This is a genomic window from Streptomyces sp. SLBN-31 (genome assembly GCF_006715395.1).
GTDB lineage: Bacteria > Actinomycetota > Actinomycetes > Streptomycetales > Streptomycetaceae > Streptomyces.
In genome coordinates, this window is record NZ_VFNC01000002.1 from 2,101,657 (window position 1) to 2,123,604 (window position 21,948).

Below are 21,948 nucleotides of genomic sequence, written 5' to 3' on the forward strand. Positions count from 1 at the left end.
GGTGGTTCCTCACAGCTGGGCCGTCCTCCGCCGTCGTACCAGAAAGATGAAGACCGGCCCGCCGACGAGGGCGGTGATGATGCCGACCTGGAGCTCCGCGGGGCGGGCGACGACCCGGCCGACGACATCGGCGCCGAGCAGCAGCCCGGGCGACAGGATCGTCGCGTACGGCAGGATCCAGCGCAGGTCGGGGCCGGTGAAGGACCGTACGGCGTGCGGGACCATCAGCCCGACGAACGCGATCGGCCCGCACGCGGCCGTCGCCGCCCCGCACAGCACGGTCGCCGCCAGCATGGACAGCGCCCGCGTGCGGTTGAGGTCGGCGCCGAGGGCCCTGGCGGTGTCGTCGCCCATGGCCACGGCGTTCAGGGGCCGGGCGAGGCCGAGGGCGAGCAGCGTGCCGGTCACGAAGAACGGCAGCACCTGCGCGATCGTCGAGTCGGTCGCCGAGGACAGCGAACCCACCGTCCAGAAACGCATCTTGCCCAGCGCCGCCTGGTCGGTGATCATCACGGCCTGCAGATAGCCGTAGAGCGCGGCGCTGATCGCGGTGCCGGCGAGCGCGAGCCGCACCGGTGTGGCACCCCGGCTGCCGCCCAGGAACCAGACGAGCGCCCCGACCGCCGCGGCCCCGAGGAACGCGAACCACACATAGCCGCTGAGGCTGGTGACACCGAGGTAGGTGATCGCCGTGACGACCGCGGCCGACGCGCCGGCGTTGATGCCGAGCAGCCCGGGGTCGGCCAGCGGATTGCGGGTGAGCGCCTGGAGCACGGCCCCGGACAGGCCGAGCGCGGCTCCGGCGAGCAGTCCGAGGACGGTGCGCGAGAGCCGCTCGTCGACGACCACGTCCCCGTAGGTCCCGGTGTCCTGGAACAGGCCGTGCCACACCTGCCCCACGGACAGCCCTTTCGCCCCGATCGCGATGCTCGCCAAGGCGACGAGCAGCAGGACCAGGACGGCGGCCAGGAGCCCAAAGGCACGTATCGCCCGGCGGGTTGGGGGCGCGGGGGCGGTCTCCGCGCGCTGTTCGGGGGGACTGTCGACCAACACGAGGTTAGGTTAGCCTACCCTCGCATCGCCGATCGATTCCCGGTGCTTCCGGGTGCTTCCCGGTGCTGCCGGTGCTCAGAACCCCAGCCGCGCCAGCGCCTTCCCCGAGTCCAGTTCGCAGACACCGTCCCCGGCCGCCGTCCAGGCCGCCGCGCACAGCGCCCGCAGCCCGTCCAGCGCCTCGCCCGCTCCGTCCAGTTCGAGCCGCTCCTCACCGGCGACAGCGGTCCAACCCCCGCACCGGAAGCCGCCGTCCGCCTCCCCTACCTCCGGCTGGCCCGTCAGCAGCCCGCGCAGATCGGCGTCGACATACGTCGGCCGGTGCTGCGGCGGCGCGGCCAGGAGCTGGGCGCCGTCGGTGACGCCGGTCAGGACGAGCAGCGAGTCGACCTCGCCGTTGAACGCCCCCTCGATGTCCGTGTCCAGCCGGTCCCCGACCACCAGCGGCCGCTCGGCGCCGGTCCGCAGGATGGTCTCCCGGTGCATGGGGGGCAACGGCTTGCCCGCCACCTGCGGTTCGGCGCCGGTCGCGATGCGCACGACCTCCACCGCCGCGCCGTTGCCCGGCGCGATCCCGCGGGCGCTCGGAATCGTCAGGTCGGTGTTGGAGGCGTACCAGGGCAGTCCGCGCGCGACGGCGTAGGCGGCCTCGGCGAACCGTCCCCACGGCAACTCGGGGCCGCCGTACCCCTGCACGACCGCCGCCGGATCGTCGTCCGCCGACTCGACGGGCTCCAGCCCGCGCTCCCGCAACGCGACCCGCAGGCCCTCCCCACCGATCACCAGCACCCGCGCTCCCGCCGGCATCTGCTCGCTGATCAGCCGCGCCACCGCCTGCGCGGAGGTGATGACGTCGTCGGCGCCCGTCGGTATCCCCAACTCGGTCAAGTGGGCGGCCACCGAGTCCGGGGTCCGCAGCGCGTTGTTGGTGACGTAGGCGAGATGCATCCCGCCGTCGCGAGCGGTCGCCAGCGACTCGACCGCGTGCACAATGGCGTTGCCGCCCGCGTACACCACACCGTCCAGGTCGAGCAGCGCCGTGTCGTACGCCTCGCTCAGGGCCCGCTCACTGCCCGCGGGACTCGTCCTGACGCTCTGGCTCATTCCGCATCGCTCCTCGTTCGACGGCTTTCCCCCGATCATCCCTCATGCCACCGACACACGTACGATGCCGGGATGAACACAGCAGGTCACTCGGAAGCAACGGCGCGCCGAGGCCTGGAACTCATCCCGTTCCGAGGCCTTCGCTACGACCCCGACCGGGTCGGCAGCCTCTCCGCCGTGACGTCCCCGCCGTACGACGTCGTCGTACGACCCGACGGCCTGCACCACCTCCAGGACTCCGACCCCTACAACATCGTCCGGCTGATCCTCCCGCAGGCCCCCACCCCCACCGACCGCAACGAACAGGCGTCGGACACCCTGCGCCGCTGGCAGGCCGAGGGCGTCCTGACCACCGACCCCGAACCGGGCCTGTACGTCTACGAACAGCGGCACGCCGACGGCATGCTGCAGCGCGGCATCATCGGCGCCCTGCGCGTCTCGGATCCCGCGGAGGGCGTGGTCCTGCCGCACGAGGACGTCATGCCGCACGTGGTCGCCGACCGCGCGGCCCTGATGCGCGCCACCTCCGCGAACCTGGAGCCCCTGCTCCTGACCTACCGCGGCAACGGCTCGACGGCCACCACGGCCGAGGTGGTGGAACGCCTCGCCGGCAAGCCCCCGCTGCTGTCCACCACCACCGAGGACGGCTACAACCACCGTCTGTGGTCGGTCACCGACCCGTCCGACGTGACCGGCATCCAGTCAGAACTGGCCCGGCACCAGGCCCTGATCGCCGACGGCCACCACCGCTGGGCGACCTACCGCCGTCTACGCGCGGAGCACCCCTCCCCCAGCCCCTGGGACTACGGCCTGGTCCTCCTGGTCGACACCGCCCGCTACCCGCTGCGCGTCCGCGCCATCCACCGCCTCCTGCACGCCCTCCCGGTCGCGGACGCGCTGACCGCCGTGGAAGGCCTGTTCCGGGTACGACGGCTCGACGTACCGCTGGCCGAGGCGCTGGAGGTACTCGCCGACGCCGCCTGCGCGGGCAACGCCTTCCTCCTGGCCGGCGACGGCGCCTTCCACCTGCTGGACCACCCGGACGCGGACCTCCTGGCCCGCACGATCCCCGCCGACCGTCCCGCGGCCTGGCGCACGCTCGACGCCACGGTCCTGCACGCCACTCTCCTCGACCATGTGTGGCGCATCCCGGAGGACTCGCCGGCCCACATCGCCTACATCCACGACACGGCGGCGACGGTCGCCAAGGCGGAACACGACGGCGGTACGGCGGTACTGATGCATCCCGTCCGCGAGGAGGTCGTCCGCGACCTGGCCCGGCAGGGCGTCACGATGCCCCGCAAGTCGACGTCGTTCGGCCCGAAACCCGCCTCGGGCCTGGTGCTGCGCGCGCTGGAGCCCTGATACGCGAAAGGGGCGGGACCGCAGCGGTCCCGCCCCTTCGCACAGGTCAGTCCTTGTCGTCCTCGTCGACCTCGACGCGCTCCGCGGCACCCTCGTCCGGGTCGCCGCTGTCGTCACTGTCGTCGCTGTCGTCGAAGGCATCGACGAACTCGACACCGTCCAGCTCAGCGAGCCGGTCCGAAGCGTCCGTGCTGCCGTCCCGGTCGGCCTCGACGGTCTTCGCGAACCACTCGCGTGCCTCGCCCTCACGGCCGGCGGCGAGCAGCGCGTCGGCGTAGGCGTACCTGAGCCTCGCGGTCCACGGCTGGACGGAGTTGGAGGCGAGCTCCGGGCTCTGCAGCGTCACGATGGCCGCGTCGAGCTGACCCATGTCACGCCGGGCGCCGGCCGCGACGAGCCGCATCTCGACCTGCCCCGCCTTGTCGAGCTTGTGCACCTCGGGCGCCCCGGCCATGTCCAGCGCCTTCTCGGGCCGCCCGAGCCCACGCTCGCAGTCGGCCATGACGGGCCACAGCTCCGCACTGCCGGTCATCCGCCGAGCGGCCCGGAACTCGGCGAGCGCCTCGGAGTACTTCTGGTTCGCGTACGCCGCGAATCCGGCCGCCTCTCGTACGGCGGCCACGCGCGACGCCAGCCGCAGGGCCACCTTGGAGTAGCCGTACGCGCCCTCGGGGTCCTCGTCGATGAGCCTGGCGACCATCACCAGGTTCTTGGCGACGTCCTCGGCGAGCGTCTTCGGCAGGCTCTGCAGCTCCTGGCGTACGTCCTTGTCGATCTCATCGCCGGTGACGTCCTCGGGGATCGGCAGCCGCTTGATGGGCTCCCTGTCCCCACGGTCCCGGTCCCGCTCGTCGCGGAAACGCCCGCCACCACGGCGGTCGTCACGGCGGTCGGCCCCCCGGTCGTCACGGCGGTCGTCGCGGCCGCGGAAGCCACCGGGGCGCCCACCGCGGTCGTCCCTACGGTCGTCCCGGCCACGGAAGCCACCGGGCCGGCTGCCGCGGTCGTCACGGCCACGGAACCCACCGCGGTCACCGCGGTTGTCGTCGCGCCGGCCGTACCCGCCGCGGTCGCCGTCCCTGCGCTCGCCACGGTCGTCACGGCGGTCATCACGCCGGTCGTCCCGGCGGAAGGCCGGACGGTCACCGCGGTCGTCCCGGCGGAAGGCCGGACGGTCACCGCGGTCGTCCCGGCGGAAGGCCGGACGGTCACCGCGGTCGTCCCGGCGGAAGGCCGGACGGTCACCGCGGTCGTCCCGGCGGAAGGCCGGACGGTCACCGCGGTCGTCCCGGCGGAAGGCCGGACGGTCGTCCCGGTCGTCCCGGCGCGGCCCGCGGTCACGGTCGTCACGCTGGAACGCGGGACGGGAACCACGATCACGGTCGTCACGACGATCATCACGCTGGCCGTACCCGCCACCACGGTTGTCGTCCCGACGGAAGCCACCACGGTCGTCGCGGCGGTCGTCGCGCCGGTCATCGCGGCGGAAGGCCGGACGGTCGCCCCGGTCGTCCCGGCGGAACCCGCCGCGGTCGTCGCCGCGTCGGTCGTCACGTCGGCCGTAGCCGCCACCACGGTTGTCGTCACGGCGGTTGTCGCCACCACGGTTGTCGTCACGACGGAAGCCACCGCGGTCGTCGCGCCGGTCATCGCGGCGGAAGGCCGGACGGTCGCCCCGGTCGTCCCGGCGCGGCCCACGGTCACGGTCGTCACGCTGGAACGCGGGACGGGAACCACGATCACGGTCGTCACGACGATCATCACGCCGGCCGTACCCGCCACCACGGTTGTCATCGCGGCGGAAACCGCCACGGTCACTGTCACGACGCTCACCGCGGTCGTCGCCGCGTCGGTCGTCGCGCCGGGCGTACCCGCCGCCACGGCTGTCGTCACGGCGGAAGCCACCACGGTCGGAGCCACCACGGTCACCGCGGTCGGAGCCGCCGCGGTAACCACCACGGCCGCCCCGGTCGCCACTGTCCCGTCGCCGCTGGTCGCGCTCCGGTCGGTCGTCGGGAGAGTTGGTGGACATGGGTGACTCCTGTCTTCGGTACCGCAAACATTGTAAAAACGAAAAGACCCCTGGTCCCAGCTGAACGCTGGGACCAGGGGTCCTTCCAAAGATTGTTCGGCGGCGTCCTACTCTCCCACAGGGTCCCCCCTGCAGTACCATCGGCGCTGTAAGGCTTAGCTTCCGGGTTCGAAATGTAACCGGGCGTTTCCCTCACGCTATAACCACCGAAACCCTAATGGTTTCGAGCGAACAAGCACACTTTTCTGTTATGCGTTCTGCTCTGTACCGGCAACGGTCGTTGCCTCAGAACTAACACAGTGGACGCGAGCAACTGAGGACAAGCCCTCGGCCTATTAGTACCGGTCACCTCCACACGTTACCGTGCTTCCAGATCCGGCCTATCAACCCAGTCGTCTACTGGGAGCCTTACCCCATCAAGTGGGTGGGAGTCCTCATCTCGAAGCAGGCTTCCCGCTTAGATGCTTTCAGCGGTTATCCCTCCCGAACGTAGCCAACCAGCCATGCCCTTGGCAGAACAACTGGCACACCAGAGGTTCGTCCGTCCCGGTCCTCTCGTACTAGGGACAGCCCTTCTCAAGACTCCTACGCGCACAGCGGATAGGGACCGAACTGTCTCACGACGTTCTAAACCCAGCTCGCGTACCGCTTTAATGGGCGAACAGCCCAACCCTTGGGACCGACTCCAGCCCCAGGATGCGACGAGCCGACATCGAGGTGCCAAACCATCCCGTCGATATGGACTCTTGGGGAAGATCAGCCTGTTATCCCCGGGGTACCTTTTATCCGTTGAGCGACGGCGCTTCCACAAGCCACCGCCGGATCACTAGTCCCGACTTTCGTCCCTGCTCGACCCGTCGGTCTCACAGTCAAGCTCCCTTGTGCACTTACACTCAACACCTGATTGCCAACCAGGCTGAGGGAACCTTTGGGCGCCTCCGTTACTCTTTAGGAGGCAACCGCCCCAGTTAAACTACCCATCAGACACTGTCCCTGATCCGGATCACGGACCCAGGTTAGACATCCAGCACGACCAGACTGGTATTTCAACGACGACTCCCCCTGAACTGGCGTCCAGAGTTCACAGTCTCCCAGCTATCCTACACAAGCCGAACCGAACACCAATATCAAACTGTAGTAAAGGTCCCGGGGTCTTTCCGTCCTGCTGCGCGAAACGAGCATCTTTACTCGTAGTGCAATTTCACCGGGCCTATGGTTGAGACAGTCGAGAAGTCGTTACGCCATTCGTGCAGGTCGGAACTTACCCGACAAGGAATTTCGCTACCTTAGGATGGTTATAGTTACCACCGCCGTTTACTGGCGCTTAAGTTCTCAGCTTCGCCACACCGAAATGTGACTAACCGGTCCCCTTAACGTTCCAGCACCGGGCAGGCGTCAGTCCGTATACATCGCCTTACGGCTTCGCACGGACCTGTGTTTTTAGTAAACAGTCGCTTCTCGCTGGTCTCTGCGGCCACCCCCAGCTCGAGGAGCAAGTCCTCTCACCAAGCGTGGCCCCCCTTCTCCCGAAGTTACGGGGGCATTTTGCCGAGTTCCTTAACCATAGTTCACCCGAACGCCTCGGTATTCTCTACCTGACCACCTGAGTCGGTTTAGGGTACGGGCCGCCATGAAACTCGCTAGAGGCTTTTCTCGACAGCATAGGATCATCCACTTCACCACAATCGGCTCGGCATCAGGTCTCAGACACATGAGCGGCGGATTTGCCTACCACTCGTCCTACACCCTTACCCCGGGACAACCACCGCCCGGGATGGACTACCTTCCTGCGTCACCCCATCACTCACCTACTACCAGCTCGGGTCACCGGCTCCACCACTCCGACCTCGTCCGAAGACTCAGCCGGCGGCTTCACGGGCTTAGCATCACTGGATTCAATGTTTGACGCTTCACAGCGGGTACCGGAATATCAACCGGTTATCCATCGACTACGCCTGTCGGCCTCGCCTTAGGTCCCGACTTACCCTGGGCAGATCAGCTTGACCCAGGAACCCTTAGTCAATCGGCGCACACGTTTCCCACGTGTGAATCGCTACTCATGCCTGCATTCTCACTCGTCAACCGTCCACAACTCGCTTACGCGGCTGCTTCACCCGGCAGACGACGCTCCCCTACCCATCACAGCGGGCGTTGGCCCTCATGCTGCAATGACACGACTTCGGCGGTACGCTTGAGCCCCGCTACATTGTCGGCGCGGAATCACTAGACCAGTGAGCTATTACGCACTCTTTCAAGGGTGGCTGCTTCTAAGCCAACCTCCTGGTTGTCTCTGCGACTCCACATCCTTTCCCACTTAGCGTACGCTTAGGGGCCTTAGTCGATGCTCTGGGCTGTTTCCCTCTCGACCATGGAGCTTATCCCCCACAGTCTCACTGCCGCGCTCTCACTTACCGGCATTCGGAGTTTGGCTAAGGTCAGTAACCCGGTAGGGCCCATCGCCTATCCAGTGCTCTACCTCCGGCAAGAAACACACGACGCTGCACCTAAATGCATTTCGGGGAGAACCAGCTATCACGGAGTTTGATTGGCCTTTCACCCCTAACCACAGGTCATCCCCCAGGTTTTCAACCCTGGTGGGTTCGGTCCTCCACGAAGTCTTACCTCCGCTTCAACCTGCCCATGGCTAGATCACTCCGCTTCGGGTCTTGAGCGTGCTACTAAAATCGCCCTATTCGGACTCGCTTTCGCTACGGCTTCCCCACCCGGGTTAACCTCGCAACACACCGCAAACTCGCAGGCTCATTCTTCAAAAGGCACGCAGTCACGAGAATGAAGACAAGTCTTCATTCCGACGCTCCCACGGCTTGTAGGCACACGGTTTCAGGTACTATTTCACTCCGCTCCCGCGGTACTTTTCACCATTCCCTCACGGTACTATCCGCTATCGGTCACCAGGGAATATTTAGGCTTAGCGGGTGGTCCCGCCAGATTCACACGGGATTTCTCGGGCCCCGTGCTACTTGGGTGTCTCTCAAACGAGCCGCTGACGTTTCGACTACGGGGGTCTTACCCTCTACGCCGGACCTTTCGCATGTCCTTCGCCTACATCAACGGTTTCTGACTCGTCCTGTTGCCGGCAGACAACAGAAGAGAGATCCCACAACCCCGCATGCGCAACCCCTGCCGGGTCTCACACGCATACGGTTTGGCCTCATCCGGTTTCGCTCGCCACTACTCCCGGAATCACGGTTGTTTTCTCTTCCTGCGGGTACTGAGATGTTTCACTTCCCCGCGTTCCCTCCACTTGCCCTATGTGTTCAGGCAAGGGTGACAGCCCATGACGACTGCCGGGTTTCCCCATTCGGACACCCCCGGATCAAAGCCTGGTTGACGACTCCCCGGGGCCTATCGTGGCCTCCCACGTCCTTCATCGGTTCCTGGTGCCAAGGCATCCACCGTGCGCCCTTAAAAACTTGGCCACAGATGCTCGCGTCCACTGTGCAGTTCTCAAACAACGACCAGCCACCCATCACCCCGAGCTTCCACTCGAGTTCACTGGGGCCGGCGACTGAGGAAAACCATTCCCTCAGACACCCAACAGCGTGCCCGACACCCTCGCCTCTTCTTCATCCGTTCCACGCCGAAGCAGTACTAGGAAGAGAAGACGGTCAAGTGTGCCGAATAGTCAACGTTCCACCCATGAGCAACCAGCATCAGGCGTTCGCTGATGTTCTGGCCTCTGACCGAGCGAGCCCGGTAAGAAGTGCTCCTTAGAAAGGAGGTGATCCAGCCGCACCTTCCGGTACGGCTACCTTGTTACGACTTCGTCCCAATCGCCAGTCCCACCTTCGACAGCTCCCTCCCACAAGGGGTTGGGCCACCGGCTTCGGGTGTTACCGACTTTCGTGACGTGACGGGCGGTGTGTACAAGGCCCGGGAACGTATTCACCGCAGCAATGCTGATCTGCGATTACTAGCGACTCCGACTTCATGGGGTCGAGTTGCAGACCCCAATCCGAACTGAGACCGGCTTTTTGAGATTCGCTCCACCTCACGGTATCGCAGCTCATTGTACCGGCCATTGTAGCACGTGTGCAGCCCAAGACATAAGGGGCATGATGACTTGACGTCGTCCCCACCTTCCTCCGAGTTGACCCCGGCGGTCTCCTGTGAGTCCCCATCACCCCGAAGGGCATGCTGGCAACACAGAACAAGGGTTGCGCTCGTTGCGGGACTTAACCCAACATCTCACGACACGAGCTGACGACAGCCATGCACCACCTGTACACCGACCACAAGGGGGGCACTATCTCTAATGCTTTCCGGTGTATGTCAAGCCTTGGTAAGGTTCTTCGCGTTGCGTCGAATTAAGCCACATGCTCCGCCGCTTGTGCGGGCCCCCGTCAATTCCTTTGAGTTTTAGCCTTGCGGCCGTACTCCCCAGGCGGGGAACTTAATGCGTTAGCTGCGGCACCGACGACGTGGAATGTCGCCAACACCTAGTTCCCACCGTTTACGGCGTGGACTACCAGGGTATCTAATCCTGTTCGCTCCCCACGCTTTCGCTCCTCAGCGTCAGTAATGGCCCAGAGATCCGCCTTCGCCACCGGTGTTCCTCCTGATATCTGCGCATTTCACCGCTACACCAGGAATTCCGATCTCCCCTACCACACTCTAGCTAGCCCGTATCGACTGCAGACCCGAGGTTAAGCCTCGGGCTTTCACAATCGACGTGACAAGCCGCCTACGAGCTCTTTACGCCCAATAATTCCGGACAACGCTTGCGCCCTACGTATTACCGCGGCTGCTGGCACGTAGTTAGCCGGCGCTTCTTCTGCAGGTACCGTCACTTTCGCTTCTTCCCTGCTGAAAGAGGTTTACAACCCGAAGGCCGTCATCCCTCACGCGGCGTCGCTGCATCAGGCTTTCGCCCATTGTGCAATATTCCCCACTGCTGCCTCCCGTAGGAGTCTGGGCCGTGTCTCAGTCCCAGTGTGGCCGGTCGCCCTCTCAGGCCGGCTACCCGTCGTCGCCTTGGTGAGCCATTACCTCACCAACAAGCTGATAGGCCGCGGGCTCATCCTTCACCGCCGGAGCTTTTAACCCTCACAGATGCCTGCGAGAGTGTTATCCGGTATTAGACCCCGTTTCCAGGGCTTGTCCCAGAGTGAAGGGCAGATTGCCCACGTGTTACTCACCCGTTCGCCACTAATCCCCACCGAAGTGGTTCATCGTTCGACTTGCATGTGTTAAGCACGCCGCCAGCGTTCGTCCTGAGCCAGGATCAAACTCTCCGTGAATGTTTTCCCGTAATCGGGATGAACACCACGAGAGCGGAACAGTCAGGCGGAATGAGCCCGACCGTTCACAGCGTCCTCGCTGTGTTTTCTTCAAAGGAACCTCGCCACCAGGAAATCCCGGTGTCGGGGTATCAACATATCTGGCGTTGACTTTTGGCACGCTGTTGAGTTCTCAAGGAACGGTCGCTTCCTTCGTACTCACCCTCTCGGGCTTTCCTCCGGGCGCTTCCCTTCGGTCTTGCGTTTCCGACTCTATCAGATCCTTTCGGGCCTGATTCCCTGTCGGCGGGGCCTTTCGACATTCACTACGTTAGTCGATTCCCTTGAGAACTCATAATCGAGTTCCGCGAGTTCGAATTCAGGCATGCGGACATGACGAATTCGACCCCGCCAGGGGTTGATCGAAGGTAGTGGTTTGGCCGCTTCCGGCTGCTGGCGAACGCCGTACCCGGTTCAAGCGGCTCGGGCTACATTACGCACCTCGCAAGGGCGCGTCAACTTCGGCGGCGCCTGGGCACATGGGCCCGGTAGGGGCTCACCGTGGGGTCGTCGGCGACCCAGAAGCGCCAGGGGTGGACGCCCCCTTCACCAGCGACTCCGGTGCGTGGGCCGTTGCATACCTGGTCGGACGCGACCGCCCTGCCGGTCAGCATCCTCAGCGGGGTCTCGCCGGAGGCGCACGCGTCCGTGCCGTCCAGGGCGCGGTCGACGCCGAGGGCCGTGGCCAGGCGGGCCGGGCCTTTGGCCAGTTCCTTGTCGTTCCGGGCCGAGAGTCGACGCTTGCGGGCGTGTTCGGCGCCCTCGACGACCTCGCCGGCCCGCAGCAGGACCGCGCTCGCCCTGCCCTCGGGACCGCACACCAGGTTCATGCAGAACCACATGCCGTAGGTGAAGTAGACGTACACATGGCCGGGCGGACCGAACATCACGTCATTGCGGGCGCTCCGGCCACGATAGGCGTGGGAGCCGGGGTCGTTCGGGCCGTCGTAGGCCTCCACCTCCGTGAGGCGGACGGCTATCGGACCGTCGGGGGTCGTACGGACCAGGATGCGGCCGAGGAGGTCGGGGGCGACTTCCAGGACGGGGCGGTCGAAGAACTCCCTGGGGAGTGGCGTACGGTCCGTGGGCGCGATCATGCCGTCCGAGGGTAGTGCAGGCGGGTCGATGCCAAGGGCTGGTCAAGGTTCCGTCTCCTTGCCAGGGTGTGGGGCGGAACCGGCCGTGCCCGGATCGCGTTTACAGGGATCAAGGGTCCGCACGTACCGCACGTATAGGGAGAAACATGGGGTTCAAGAAGCTGCTCGCGAGTCTGGGGGCCGGTGGGGCTTCGGTCGAGACGGTGCTGACCGAGGTCAACACCGTTCCGGGCGGCGTCGTCCAGGGTGAGGTGCGGATCCAGGGCGGGTCCGTGAACCAGGAGATCGAGGGTCTGTCCGTCGGTCTGCAGGCCAAGGTCGAGGTCGAGAGCGGCGACGAGGAGTACAAGCAGAACATCGAGTTCACCAAGGTGCGGCTCGGTGGCGCTTTCGAGCTGCAGGCCGGGGCCGTGCACGCCGTGCCGTTCGGGCTGGAGATCCCGTGGGAGACGCCGATCACCATGATCGACGGGCAGGCGCTGCGCGGGATGAACATCGGCGTGACGACCGAGCTGGCGATCGCCCGGGCCGTCGACTCCGGTGACCTGGACCCGATCAACGTGCACCCGCTGCCGGCGCAGAAGGCGATCCTGGACGCCTTCATCCAGCTGGGCTTCCGCTTCAAGAACGCGGACATGGAGCGCGGCCACATCCGCAACACGCGGCAGCGGCTGCCGTTCTACCAGGAGATCGAGTTCTACCCGCCGTCGCAGTACCGGGGGCTGAACCAGGTCGAGCTGAGCTTCGTGGCCGACGAGCACGCGATGGACGTCGTGCTGGAGATGGACAAGAAGCCGGGGCTGTTCAGCGAGGGCAGTGACACCTTCCGGTCGTTCCAGGTGGGGCTGAACGACTTCCACGGGACCGACTGGGCGGCCTACCTCAACCAGTGGCTGTCCGAGGTCGGCAGCAAGCGCAACTGGTTCTAGGCTCGGGAACCACTGATTCCGTAACCGATCAGGAGGTACCGAGGTGTCCGAGCTCAAGCGGCGGCCGCTCCCCCACGACTTCCACCCGCCCGTGCCGTCGTTCACGGTCACGAGTGAGGACGTGCGGGAAGGCGCCACGCTCAAGGACGCTCAGGTCTACGCGGCCGGCAACACCTCGCCGCAGCTGCGCTGGGAGGGCTTCCCCGCCGAGACCAGGAGCTTCGCCGTCACCTGCTACGACCCCGACGCGCCGACGGGCAGCGGGTTCTGGCACTGGGTGGTGTTCGACATCCCGGCCTCCGTGACGGAGCTGCCGGCCGGTGCGGGCAGCGGCAAGTTCGAGGGGCTGCCCGAGGGCGCGGTCCAGGCGCGCAACGACTACGGGTCCAAGGACTTCGGCGGTGCCGCTCCGCCCGCCGGGGACGGGCCGCACCGGTACGTGTTCACGGTGTACGCCGTGGACCAGGAGAAGCTCGGTCCGGACGCGGACGCGTCCCCGGCCGTCGTGGGCTTCAACCTGCGGTTCCACACGATCGCCCGTGCGCAGCTCGTCGGTGAGTACGAGGTGCCCGCCGAAGACTGACGTTCATGGAACGTTTGCCCGCCTCTGGTCTTGGAATTGATCAGAGGCGGGCAGTTTTTATTGCGTTGTCCATCTCGGCGTGCCCGGCCAGAGTTGATCCAGCCCGCCAGGGGGTGGGCCGATTGCACGGGAGGTGGGCTGGAATGCGGGACACGCTGGTTCTGAACGCGAGCTTCGAGCCGCTGTCGACGGTGACGTTGAACCGCGCCGTCGTGCTGGTGCTGCAGGACAAGGCCGTGGTCGAGCAGGCCCACCCCGAACTGCGCATGCGCGGTGCCGATGTGGACATACCGGCGCCGCGGGTGATCCGGTTGTGCAGGTACGTGAGGGTGCCGTTCCGAAGACAAGCGCCGTGGTCGAGGCGGGGGGTGCTGGTCAGGGACCGGCACCGGTGCGCGTACTGCGGGCGCAGGGCGACGACCGTGGACCATGTGGTGCCGCGGGCGCAGGGTGGTCAGGACTCCTGGCTGAACACGGTGGCCTCGTGCGCGGAGGACAATCACCGTAAGGCCGACCGGACTCCGGAGCAGGCGGGGATGCCGTTGCTGCGGCAGCCGTTCGAGCCGACTCCGGCCGATGCGATGCTGTTGGCCCTGGGCACCGAGGACTTCGACGCGCTGCCCGACTGGCTGGCGCGGGAGGCCGCGTAGGGCACACGTGGAACTGGGGCCCGTCTCCCGAGGGAGGGGGGCCCCAGTCACGTACACGGGACGGGCGTCAGTCGATCGACGGCTTCTCCCGGCGTTCGGTGGCCTTCTCCGAGCCGGCGCCTCCGCCCGAACCACCGCCCATGGGGCCGAAGTTGCCCATGGCGCCGGACAGGCCCTTGAGGGCGTCGCCGATCTCGCTGGGCACGATCCAGAGCTTGTTGGCGTCTCCCTCGGCGATCTTCGGGAGCATCTGGAGGTACTGGTAGGAGAGGAGCTTCTGGTCCGGGTCGCCGGCGTGGATCGCCTCGAAGACCGTGCGGACGGCCTGGGCCTCGCCCTCGGCGCGCAGGGCGGCGGCCTTGGCCTCACCCTCGGCGCGCAGGATCTGGGACTGCTTCTCACCTTCGGCGGTGAGGATGGCGGCCTGGCGCGTACCTTCGGCGGTGAGGATCGCGGCGCGCTTGTCACGGTCGGCGCGCATCTGCTTCTCCATCGAGTCCTGGATGGAGGTGGGCGGTTCGATCGCCTTGAGTTCGACGCGGTTGACGCGGATGCCCCACTTGCCGGTGGCCTCGTCGAGGACGCCGCGCAGGGCCGCGTTGATCTCCTCGCGGGAGGTCAGGGTCCGCTCGAGGTCCATGCCACCGATGATGTTGCGGAGTGTGGTGACGGTGAGCTGCTCGATGGCCTGGATGTAGCTGGCGACCTCGTAGGTCGCGGCCCGCGCGTCGGTCACCTGGTAGTAGATGACCGTGTCGATGTTCACGACCAGGTTGTCCTGGGTGATCACCGGCTGCGGCGGGAACGGTACGACCTGTTCACGCAGGTCGATGCGGTTGCGGATGGTGTCGATGAAGGGGACCACGATGTTGAGGCCCGCGTTGAGTGTCCGCGTGTAGCGGCCGAAGCGCTCGACGATGGCGGCGCTGGCCTGCGGGATGACTTGGATGGTCCTGATCAGGGCGATGAAGACCAACACCACCAGAATGATCAGGACGATGATGACCGGTTCCATCGTCGTTCCCCGTACCCTTCTCCGCCTCGGCGCTCTCGGAAGATCTTATGGTTGTTGAAGATCTTGCTGGTCGAGTCTGACAGACCGTCGTACAACTCGTGGGCTGTTCGTATCAGTTGAGTCCTACGAGGTCAGATGACGATGGCGGTCGCTCCCTCGATCTCCACGACATCTACTTCCTGGCCTACTTCGTAGGCCCGTTCGGTGTCGAGGGCGCGGGCCGACCAGACCTCGCCGGCGAGCTTGATCCGGCCACCGGAGCCGTCGACACGTTCCAGCACGACGGCTTGCTTGCCCTTCAAGGCGTCCACGCCGGTGGCGAGTTGGGGGCGCTGTGCGCTGTGCCGGAGCGCGATGGGCCGTACCACCGCGATCAGTGCGACGGAGACGACGACGAAGGCGAGGACCTGGGCCACGACGTCGAAGCCCAGTCCGGCGAAGACGGCGGCGGCTACGGCGCCCACGGCGAGCATGCCGAACTCGGGCATCGCCGTGACCACGAGCGGGATTCCGAGCGCGGCCGCGCCGACGAGCCACCACACCCATGCGTCGATGTCGTTCACATGGTCATGGTATGACCGCAAGTCCCTTTGCCGACAGGGCGCAAGGGCCTCAGGTCAGCGGCAGACCGCGGGCGGTCCAGCGGTCGCCGGCCTGTTCGACGACGAGCGGCAGGCCGAAGCAGAGGGAGAGGTTGCGGGAGGTGAGTTCGAGCTCCAGCGGGCCGGCGGCGAGGACCTTGCCCTGACGGATCATCAGGACGTGGGTGAAGCCGGGGGCGATCTCCTCGACGTGGTGGGTGACCATCAGCATGGAGGGGGCGATCGGGTCGCGGGCGAGGCGGCCGAGGCGGCGTACGAGGTCCTCGCGGCCGCCGAGGTCGAGGCCGGCGGCGGGCTCGTCGAGGAGGAGCAGCTCGGGGTCGGTCATCAGGGCGCGGGCGATGAGGGTGCGCTTGCGCTCGCCCTCGGAGAGGGTGCCGAACTTCCGGTCGAGGTAGTCGCTCATGCCGAGGCGGTCGAGGAAGGCGCGGGCGCGCTGCTCGTCGATGTCCTCGTACTCCTCCTGCCAGCCCGCGGTCATGCCGTACGCGGCGGTCAGGACGGTCTGCAGGACGGTCTGGCGCTTGGGGAGCTTGTCGGCCATGGCGATGCCGGCCACGCCGATGCGGGGGCGCAGCTCGAAGACGTCGGTGCCGGGCTTGCCGAGGGTCTCGCCGAGGATGGTGGCGGTGCCCTTGCTGGGGTAGAGGTAGCTGGAGGCGACGTTGAGGAGGGTGGTCTTGCCCGCGCCGTTGGGACCGAGGATGACCCAGCGCTCGCCTTCCTTGACCGACCAGGAGACCTGGTCCACCAGAGCCCGGCCCTCCCGGACCACGGATACGTCCTGAAGCTCCAGAACATCGCTCATGAGCGCGTTGTCTCCCCTTGCAGTGTGACCGGTCTCGGGTCGGCGTCTCGGCTGTCGCGTGCGCTTGTGGGCGCAGCCCTCGAAGAAATCTACGCCACTGGTCGGCAGGTCCATTCCATCGGTCCGGTCCTTAGGGTGGGGGCATGTTCTCGGAACCGCGCTCTGGACGCCTTGCCGCTTGGGGAAACGCCCTTTTGGCCGGACTTGTCTCTCCGGACGACGCCGTCATCGCGATCGTCGGGGAGGACGCGGTGCACCGGATGGAGGGGCTGCCCGGCGAGTCGGGGCAGGTGGGGCTGTCGCTCGGGCTGGGGCGGCTGCGGGCGCTGGGGGTGGCCGGTCTGCGGGTCGCGCTGCCGGCCCCCGGGCATCCGCTGGGGCTGAGCGGGCCGCCGGAGTTCAACGCGCGGGCGATGGAGGCCGAGGAGGCCGTGGTCTGTCGCGGCGCCGCACTGGGGCTGGTGCCGGAGGTGTACGAGACCGGTCCCGACGGTGATGTGCATGTCGAGGTCGTCTGGCACTGTCTGCCGGTGCGGGAGGCGCCGCCGGCCGATGTGCCGTCGCTCGGTGAGGCGGAGCGGGAGCTGGCGGAGGCGCTTCGCGAGGCGACCGAGGTGTTGTCGCGGTTGGACGTAGCCGGGTCGGGGCCGGTGGCGGAGGCGGCGATCGACGCGTACCGGGCGCGGGCCGAGCGGGGCCGGGAGGTACTGGCGCCGGGGTATCCGCCGCGGGCGGTCCGAGTGCTGGAGCTGGCGCAGCGGGTGGGGCTGCTGGTGTCCCTCGCCTACGACAACGGGCATGGGGGCGCGGTGAGTTCGGCCGAGATGGGAGCGCGGGCGCAGGCGTTGCGGCCGGTGGAGCGGACAGCTCGCCGGGCCCAGGTCGCCGCGTACAACGCGTATGTGGAGGAGCGGGAGCGGGGCATGAGGTGAGCTCCGCCCGCGGACGGCTGAACGGCCTCCCGGACGGGGCCGGGAGGCCGGAGATCACTGCACGCCGGGTGGCGGACGTCAGCCGTTGACGCCCAGGTTGCCGAAGGCGGGGTTCAGCACGCCGATGACGTTCACGCTGTTGCCCACGGCGTTGACCGGGACGTGGACCGGGGCCTGAACGAGGTTGCCCGACAGCACGCCGGGCGAGCCCACGGCCTGGCCGTCGGCGTGCGAGCCGCCGGTGGTGGCGGAGGCCATCCCGGCTCCCGCGGCGATCAGACCGCCGGCCACCATCGTCACGGCCGCTGCCTTCTTCAGGTTCTTCACTTCTGAGTCCTCCTAGCGATCGCCGCGGCAGTCGCCGCAGCACGCACTGGAGAACGGCGGAGATCCACGGAGGTTGCGCCATTCGGGGGACATTCCCACGACGGTATGAATCTCAGTCCGGAGCGGGACGCTCCGTGTTGCCGTGCCCTATCGGCGCGCGTGACGCGTTTCAGCCGGTCACGCCGTGTCGTACGGCCCACAGCGCGGCCTGCGTCCGGTCCGCCAGGTCCAGCTTCATCAGGATGTTCGACACATGGGTCTTGACCGTCTTCTCGGACAGGACGAGGGCGCGGGCGATCTCGCGGTTGGAACGGCCGTCGGCTATCAGGCCGAGCACCTCGCGCTCCCGCTCGGTGAGCGAACCGGCCCTTCCGGGTGTGGAGTTGGCCTCCTCCTGGGACAACAGGGCGATGGCCACCTCGGGTTGCAGGAGGATGTGTCCGGCGTGCACCGAGCGGATGGCGCCGGCGAGGGCGTCGGGGTCCACATCCTTGTAGACGTAGCCGGCGGCGCCCGCGCGCAGGGCCGGCACCACCGTGCGCTGTTCGGTGAAGCTGGTGACGATCAGCACGCGCGCGGGGTTGTCCAGTTCCCGGAGCCGGCGCAGGGCGTCCACGCCGTCGAGGCCCGGCATCTTGACGTCCATCAGCACGACGTCGGGCCTGAGTTCCTCGGCGCGGGCCACTCCCTCGGCGCCGTCGGCGGCCTCGCCCACGACCTCGATGTCGTCCTGCACCTCGAGAAAGGTGCGCAGGCCGCGGCGGACCACTTGGTGGTCGTCGACGAGCAGCACCCTGATTGCGTCAGCCACCGGGGACCTCCATCTCGATCACGGTGCCTTTGCCGGGCGCCGATTCCACCGTCAGTCTGCCGCCGACGCCGCTGGTGCGGTCACGCATGGACACCAGGCCGAGGTGGCGGCCGGCCCGCCGTATCGCCTTGGGGTCGAAGCCGTCGCCGTCGTCCGTCACCCGGAGGACCGCCGCCGAGCCGCGCCGGGTCAGGGTGACGTCCACGTGCTCGGCTCCGGAGTGCCTCAGGGCGTTGTGCAGGGCTTCCTGGGCGACGCGCAGGACCGCCTCCTCCTGGGCGGAGGGCAGGGCGCGCACCCCTTGGCTGTCGAAGGTCACGCGCGCGCTGTGGGCGCGGTCGAGGACCTGGACCTGGGTGCGCAGGGTGGCGACGAGTCCGTCCTCGTCCAGGGCCGCGGGGCGCAGCTCGACGACCGCGGCGCGCAGTTCGTCGGCCGCCTCGGCGGCGAGCGCGGCCACCTGCTGCAGTTCCCCCTTGGCGCGGGAGGGGTCGCGGTCCACCAGGGCGGCCGCGGCCTGGGCGGTCAGGCGCAGGGAGAAGAGTTTCTGACTGACCGCGTCGTGCAGTTCGTGCGCGAGGCGGGAGCGCTCCTCGGCGATGGTCAGTTCGCGGCTGCGCTCGTACAGGCGCGCGTTGGTGAGGGCGATCGCCGCGTGCTGGGCGAGGATGGCGAGCAGTTCCTCGTCCTCGGCGGTGAAGCCGCAGCCGCCGCTGGGCTTGGAGCAGTTCTTGTTGGCCAGGAACAGGGCGCCGATGACCTCGTCGCCGTCCCGGACGGGCAGGCCCAGGAAGTCGGACATGTCGGGGTGGGCGGAGGGCCAGCCCTCGAAGCGGGGGTCCTTGCGGACGTCGGCCAGGCGCTCGACCCTGGCCTCCTGGAGCATGGCGGCGAGGATGCCGTGCTGGCGCGGGAGCGGGCCGATGGCCGCCCACTGATCGGCGCTGACGCCGTCGACCACGAACTGGGCGAACCCGCCGTGGTCGTCGGGGACGCCCAGTGCGGCGTACTGGGCGTCGAGCAGCTCGCGGGCCGAGGCGACGATCGTCTTGAGGACGTCGCGCACCTCCAGATGCCTGCTCATGGCCAGCAGCGCGGCGCTCACCGCTGCCAGGCCGGACCGGGGGCCTTGACTCATGACCTCACGGTACCGGCGGGGTGTGACAGCGCGGATCGGACCTGTGACGGCGGGAAGTGGGGCGGTGGGCCTAGGTCGGCCGACGTAGGCCCACCTCCCCCGACCGGCGGCTTAGGGCGAAGGGCCCCGTCGCTTTGCGCCCCGCGTCCGAGGCGGGGCGGGGGGGCCGGTTCCTACGTTGAGGGCAGGCCGTCGCGGGACGGCGACGACGAGGGGACGTGGAGTCATGCCGGTAGCGATCATCACGGGGGCGTCGAAGGGGCTGGGGCGTGCACTCTCCGGGGCCCTGGCCGCGCGGGGCTGGGATCTGGTGCTCGACGCCAGGACGCCGGAGGTCCTGCGGGAGACGGCGGCGGAGCTGGAGGCAGGGGGCACGCGGGTGACGGCGGTGGCCGGGGACGTCACGGACGCCGGGCACCGGGCCGAGCTGGTGGCGGCGGCCGAAAAGCTGGGCGGCGTCGATCTGCTGGTGAGCAACGCGAGCGCGTTGGGCGCCGAGCCGCTCGTACGACTGGAGGCGCTGCCCCTGGAGGGGTTGCGGCGGGCGCTGGAGGTGAACGTGGTGGCCGCGCTGGGCCTGGTTCAGGAGGCGCTGCCGCTGCTGCGCGCGTCCGAGGCGGGCACGGTGATCACGGTGAGCTCCGACGCGGCCGCCGAGGCCTACGAGACGTGGGGCGGGTACGGGGCCTCCAAGGCGGCGCTGGACCACATGGCGGCCGTGCTCGGCGAGGAGGAGCCGGGGCTGCGGGTGTGGGCGGTGGACCCTGGGGACATGGCGACCGACCTGTACGCGGCCGCCGTACCGGACGACGACGATCCGCGTCCGGCGCCGGCCGGGGTGGTGCCGGCGTTCCTGCGGCTGCTGGACGAGCGGCCGGCGAGCGGGCGGTACGCGGCCGTCTCGCTGCTGGTGGAGGGGCGATGACGCTCGCGGTGCACGTACCGGAGGAGCTGTCGGCGCGGGTCCCGGCCGAGCAGCGCGGGCCGGGGCTCGACCGGGATGCCGTCCGCCTGCTGGTGTCGCGTGGGACGGAGGTGTCGCACCACTCGTTCACGGAGCTGCCGCGGCTGCTGCGGGCCGGGGATCTGCTGGTGGTCAACACGTCGCCGACGCTGGCCGCCGCCGTGGACGGGCGGATCGGGCACACGCGCGTGGTGGTGCACTTCTCCACGCGCGGGGACGACGGGCGATGGGCGGTGGAGCTGCGGAAGCCGGACGGCAGGGGCACCACGCGCCCGCTGGAGCCGGGGTGGACCCGAAGCCGGAAGGACGGGGGCGGGCCGGCGGGGACGGAGGTGGGGCTGCCCGGCGGTGTGCGGCTGGTCCTGGAGGAGCCGCTGAGCGCGCGGAGCGAGCGCCTGTGGTGGGCTCGGGCGGCCGGCGCGGGGGTGCCGGGGATGCTGCGGGAGCACGGTCGGCCGATCCGCTACTCCTATACGGAGCGGGATCAGCCGCTGTCCGTGTACCAGACGGTGTTCGCGCTGCCCGCGGCCGGCGGGGCGGGCAGTGCCGAGATGCCGAGCGCGGCGCGGCCCTTCACGGCGCGGCTGGTGGCGGAGCTGGTGAGCCGGGGCGTGCAGTTCGCCCCGGTCACGCTGCACACCGGGGTGGCGTCGGTGGAGGCGCACGAGCCGCCGTACCCGGAGCGGTTCTCGGTGCCGGAGGCGTCCGCGCGGCTCATCAACGCGGTGCGGGCCGGGGACGGACGGGTCGTCGCCGTGGGGACGACGGCCGTGCGGGCCGTGGAGTCGGCGGCCGACGCCGACGGTGTCGTACGCGCGCGTGAGGGGTGGACGGATCTCGTGGTCACCCCGGAGCGCGGGGTACGGGTGGTGGACGGGCTGCTGACCGGGCTGCACGAGCCGGAGGCCTCGCATCTGCTGATGCTGCGGGCGGTGGCCGGACGGGAAGCGGTGGACCGCGCGTACGAGGAGGCGCTGCGCGGACGGTACCTGTGGCACGAGTTCGGCGACGTCCATCTCATCCTCCCGGATCAGGCTCCTCACACACAGCATTGCGCCAGCAACTGTTGGTGAGGAAACCTCCGGGGGCATGTGAGCCCGCACATAGGGCGCAGGTCACTTACGAAGGTGGGTAGGAGATCAAGACTCACATGATGAGCGGGACATACAGTCCAGTCTGCCCCGATTTGCCCTTCCCCGATCCACTACCCGGGATCGTACGTCACATCTTTGCCTGTC

17 protein-coding genes and 3 rRNA genes are annotated in these 21,948 nt (G+C 67.9%); 7 read left to right on the top strand and 13 right to left on the bottom strand.

Annotated features, from left to right (window positions below):
* Positions 1 to 9: 9 nt before the first annotated feature.
* Positions 10 to 1,053: an iron ABC transporter permease gene (locus FBY22_RS29655; protein ID WP_142151045.1), complete on the bottom strand. Its 1,044-nt coding sequence runs from the start codon at positions 1,051 to 1,053 to the stop codon at positions 10 to 12.
* A gap of 75 nt (positions 1,054 to 1,128) precedes the next feature.
* Positions 1,129 to 2,157, bottom strand: coding sequence for an HAD hydrolase-like protein (locus tag FBY22_RS29660; protein WP_142151046.1), 1,029 nt, complete (start codon positions 2,155 to 2,157; stop codon positions 1,129 to 1,131).
* A 72-nt stretch (positions 2,158 to 2,229) separates the two neighbouring features.
* Here FBY22_RS29660 and FBY22_RS29665 point away from each other — a divergent pair, with 72 nt between their 5' ends.
* Complete coding sequence (locus tag FBY22_RS29665; protein WP_142151047.1) at positions 2,230 to 3,522, top strand: DUF1015 domain-containing protein; 1,293 nt, start codon at positions 2,230 to 2,232, stop codon at positions 3,520 to 3,522.
* A gap of 46 nt (positions 3,523 to 3,568) precedes the next feature.
* Here FBY22_RS29665 and FBY22_RS44600 read toward each other — a convergent pair whose 3' ends face one another.
* From FBY22_RS44600 to FBY22_RS29695, 5 genes are all read right to left on the bottom strand, one after another.
* Positions 3,569 to 4,330: a tetratricopeptide repeat protein gene (locus FBY22_RS44600; protein ID WP_222127839.1), complete on the bottom strand. Its 762-nt coding sequence runs from the start codon at positions 4,328 to 4,330 to the stop codon at positions 3,569 to 3,571.
* A gap of 1,318 nt (positions 4,331 to 5,648) precedes the next feature.
* Positions 5,649 to 5,765: ribosomal RNA gene (gene rrf / locus FBY22_RS29675) — 5S ribosomal RNA — on the bottom strand.
* Positions 5,766 to 5,869: 104 nt separating this feature from the next.
* A 23S ribosomal RNA gene (locus tag FBY22_RS29680) occupies positions 5,870 to 8,994 on the bottom strand.
* Positions 8,995 to 9,289: 295 nt separating this feature from the next.
* Positions 9,290 to 10,815: ribosomal RNA gene (locus tag FBY22_RS29685) — 16S ribosomal RNA — on the bottom strand.
* The 16S, 23S and 5S rRNA genes sit together here, the layout of an rRNA operon.
* A gap of 494 nt (positions 10,816 to 11,309) precedes the next feature.
* The gene (locus tag FBY22_RS29695; protein WP_142151050.1) at positions 11,310 to 11,951 is read right to left on the bottom strand and encodes a DNA-3-methyladenine glycosylase; all 642 of its coding nucleotides are present in this window, start codon (positions 11,949 to 11,951) and stop codon (positions 11,310 to 11,312) included.
* Between the two features lie 146 nt (positions 11,952 to 12,097).
* Between FBY22_RS29695 and FBY22_RS29700 the strand changes: the two genes are divergently transcribed.
* The 3 genes from FBY22_RS29700 (at position 12,098) to FBY22_RS29710 (ending at position 14,113) form a co-directional block, all read left to right on the top strand.
* The gene (locus FBY22_RS29700) at positions 12,098 to 12,880 is read left to right on the top strand and encodes a sporulation protein (protein ID WP_142151051.1); all 783 of its coding nucleotides are present in this window, start codon (positions 12,098 to 12,100) and stop codon (positions 12,878 to 12,880) included.
* A gap of 43 nt (positions 12,881 to 12,923) precedes the next feature.
* Positions 12,924 to 13,463, top strand: a complete 540-nt coding sequence (locus FBY22_RS29705; protein WP_142151052.1) for a YbhB/YbcL family Raf kinase inhibitor-like protein — start codon at positions 12,924 to 12,926, stop codon at positions 13,461 to 13,463.
* Between the two features lie 143 nt (positions 13,464 to 13,606).
* Entirely contained in the window at positions 13,607 to 14,113 is a 507-nt protein-coding gene (locus FBY22_RS29710; RefSeq protein WP_142151053.1) for an HNH endonuclease, read from the top strand.
* A 67-nt stretch (positions 14,114 to 14,180) separates the two neighbouring features.
* Here FBY22_RS29710 and FBY22_RS29715 read toward each other — a convergent pair whose 3' ends face one another.
* The 3 genes from FBY22_RS29715 to FBY22_RS29725 all read right to left on the bottom strand — a co-directional run bounded on the left by FBY22_RS29715 (position 14,181) and on the right by FBY22_RS29725 (position 16,538).
* Positions 14,181 to 15,128: an SPFH domain-containing protein gene (locus FBY22_RS29715; RefSeq protein WP_142151054.1), complete on the bottom strand. Its 948-nt coding sequence runs from the start codon at positions 15,126 to 15,128 to the stop codon at positions 14,181 to 14,183.
* A 131-nt stretch (positions 15,129 to 15,259) separates the two neighbouring features.
* Positions 15,260 to 15,691, bottom strand: coding sequence for an NfeD family protein (locus FBY22_RS29720; protein ID WP_142151055.1), 432 nt, complete (start codon positions 15,689 to 15,691; stop codon positions 15,260 to 15,262).
* 49 nt (positions 15,692 to 15,740) lie between these two features.
* Positions 15,741 to 16,538 (bottom strand): ABC transporter ATP-binding protein, encoded by a 798-nt coding sequence (locus FBY22_RS29725; protein ID WP_142151056.1) that lies wholly within the window; start codon positions 16,536 to 16,538, stop codon positions 15,741 to 15,743.
* Positions 16,539 to 16,681: 143 nt separating this feature from the next.
* Here FBY22_RS29725 and FBY22_RS29730 point away from each other — a divergent pair, with 143 nt between their 5' ends.
* Positions 16,682 to 17,470, top strand: a complete 789-nt coding sequence (locus tag FBY22_RS29730; RefSeq protein ID WP_142151057.1) for a hypothetical protein — start codon at positions 16,682 to 16,684, stop codon at positions 17,468 to 17,470.
* 78 nt (positions 17,471 to 17,548) lie between these two features.
* On the opposite strand, the gene chpE is transcribed toward FBY22_RS29730, so the two are convergent.
* From chpE to FBY22_RS29745, 3 genes are all read right to left on the bottom strand, one after another.
* Entirely contained in the window at positions 17,549 to 17,797 is a 249-nt protein-coding gene (gene chpE / locus FBY22_RS29735) for a chaplin ChpE (RefSeq protein WP_142151058.1), read from the bottom strand.
* A 169-nt stretch (positions 17,798 to 17,966) separates the two neighbouring features.
* Positions 17,967 to 18,608 (bottom strand): response regulator transcription factor, encoded by a 642-nt coding sequence (locus tag FBY22_RS29740; RefSeq protein ID WP_142151059.1) that lies wholly within the window; start codon positions 18,606 to 18,608, stop codon positions 17,967 to 17,969.
* On the bottom strand, positions 18,601 to 19,746 hold the full coding sequence (locus FBY22_RS29745) for a GAF domain-containing sensor histidine kinase (protein ID WP_142151060.1): 1,146 nt from the start codon (positions 19,744 to 19,746) through the stop codon (positions 18,601 to 18,603). The genes FBY22_RS29740 and FBY22_RS29745 overlap by 8 nt, the downstream gene beginning before the upstream one ends.
* A gap of 226 nt (positions 19,747 to 19,972) precedes the next feature.
* On the opposite strand from FBY22_RS29745, the gene FBY22_RS29750 reads away from it, so the two are divergent.
* Both FBY22_RS29750 and FBY22_RS29755 read left to right on the top strand, forming a co-directional pair.
* Positions 19,973 to 20,671 (top strand): SDR family oxidoreductase, encoded by a 699-nt coding sequence (locus FBY22_RS29750; RefSeq protein WP_142151061.1) that lies wholly within the window; start codon positions 19,973 to 19,975, stop codon positions 20,669 to 20,671.
* Positions 20,668 to 21,783 carry an S-adenosylmethionine:tRNA ribosyltransferase-isomerase gene (locus FBY22_RS29755; protein WP_142151062.1) on the top strand — a complete coding sequence of 372 codons (1,116 nt, stop codon included), beginning with the start codon at positions 20,668 to 20,670 and terminating at the stop codon, positions 21,781 to 21,783. The genes FBY22_RS29750 and FBY22_RS29755 overlap by 4 nt, the downstream gene beginning before the upstream one ends.
* Positions 21,784 to 21,948: the final 165 nt, after the last annotated feature.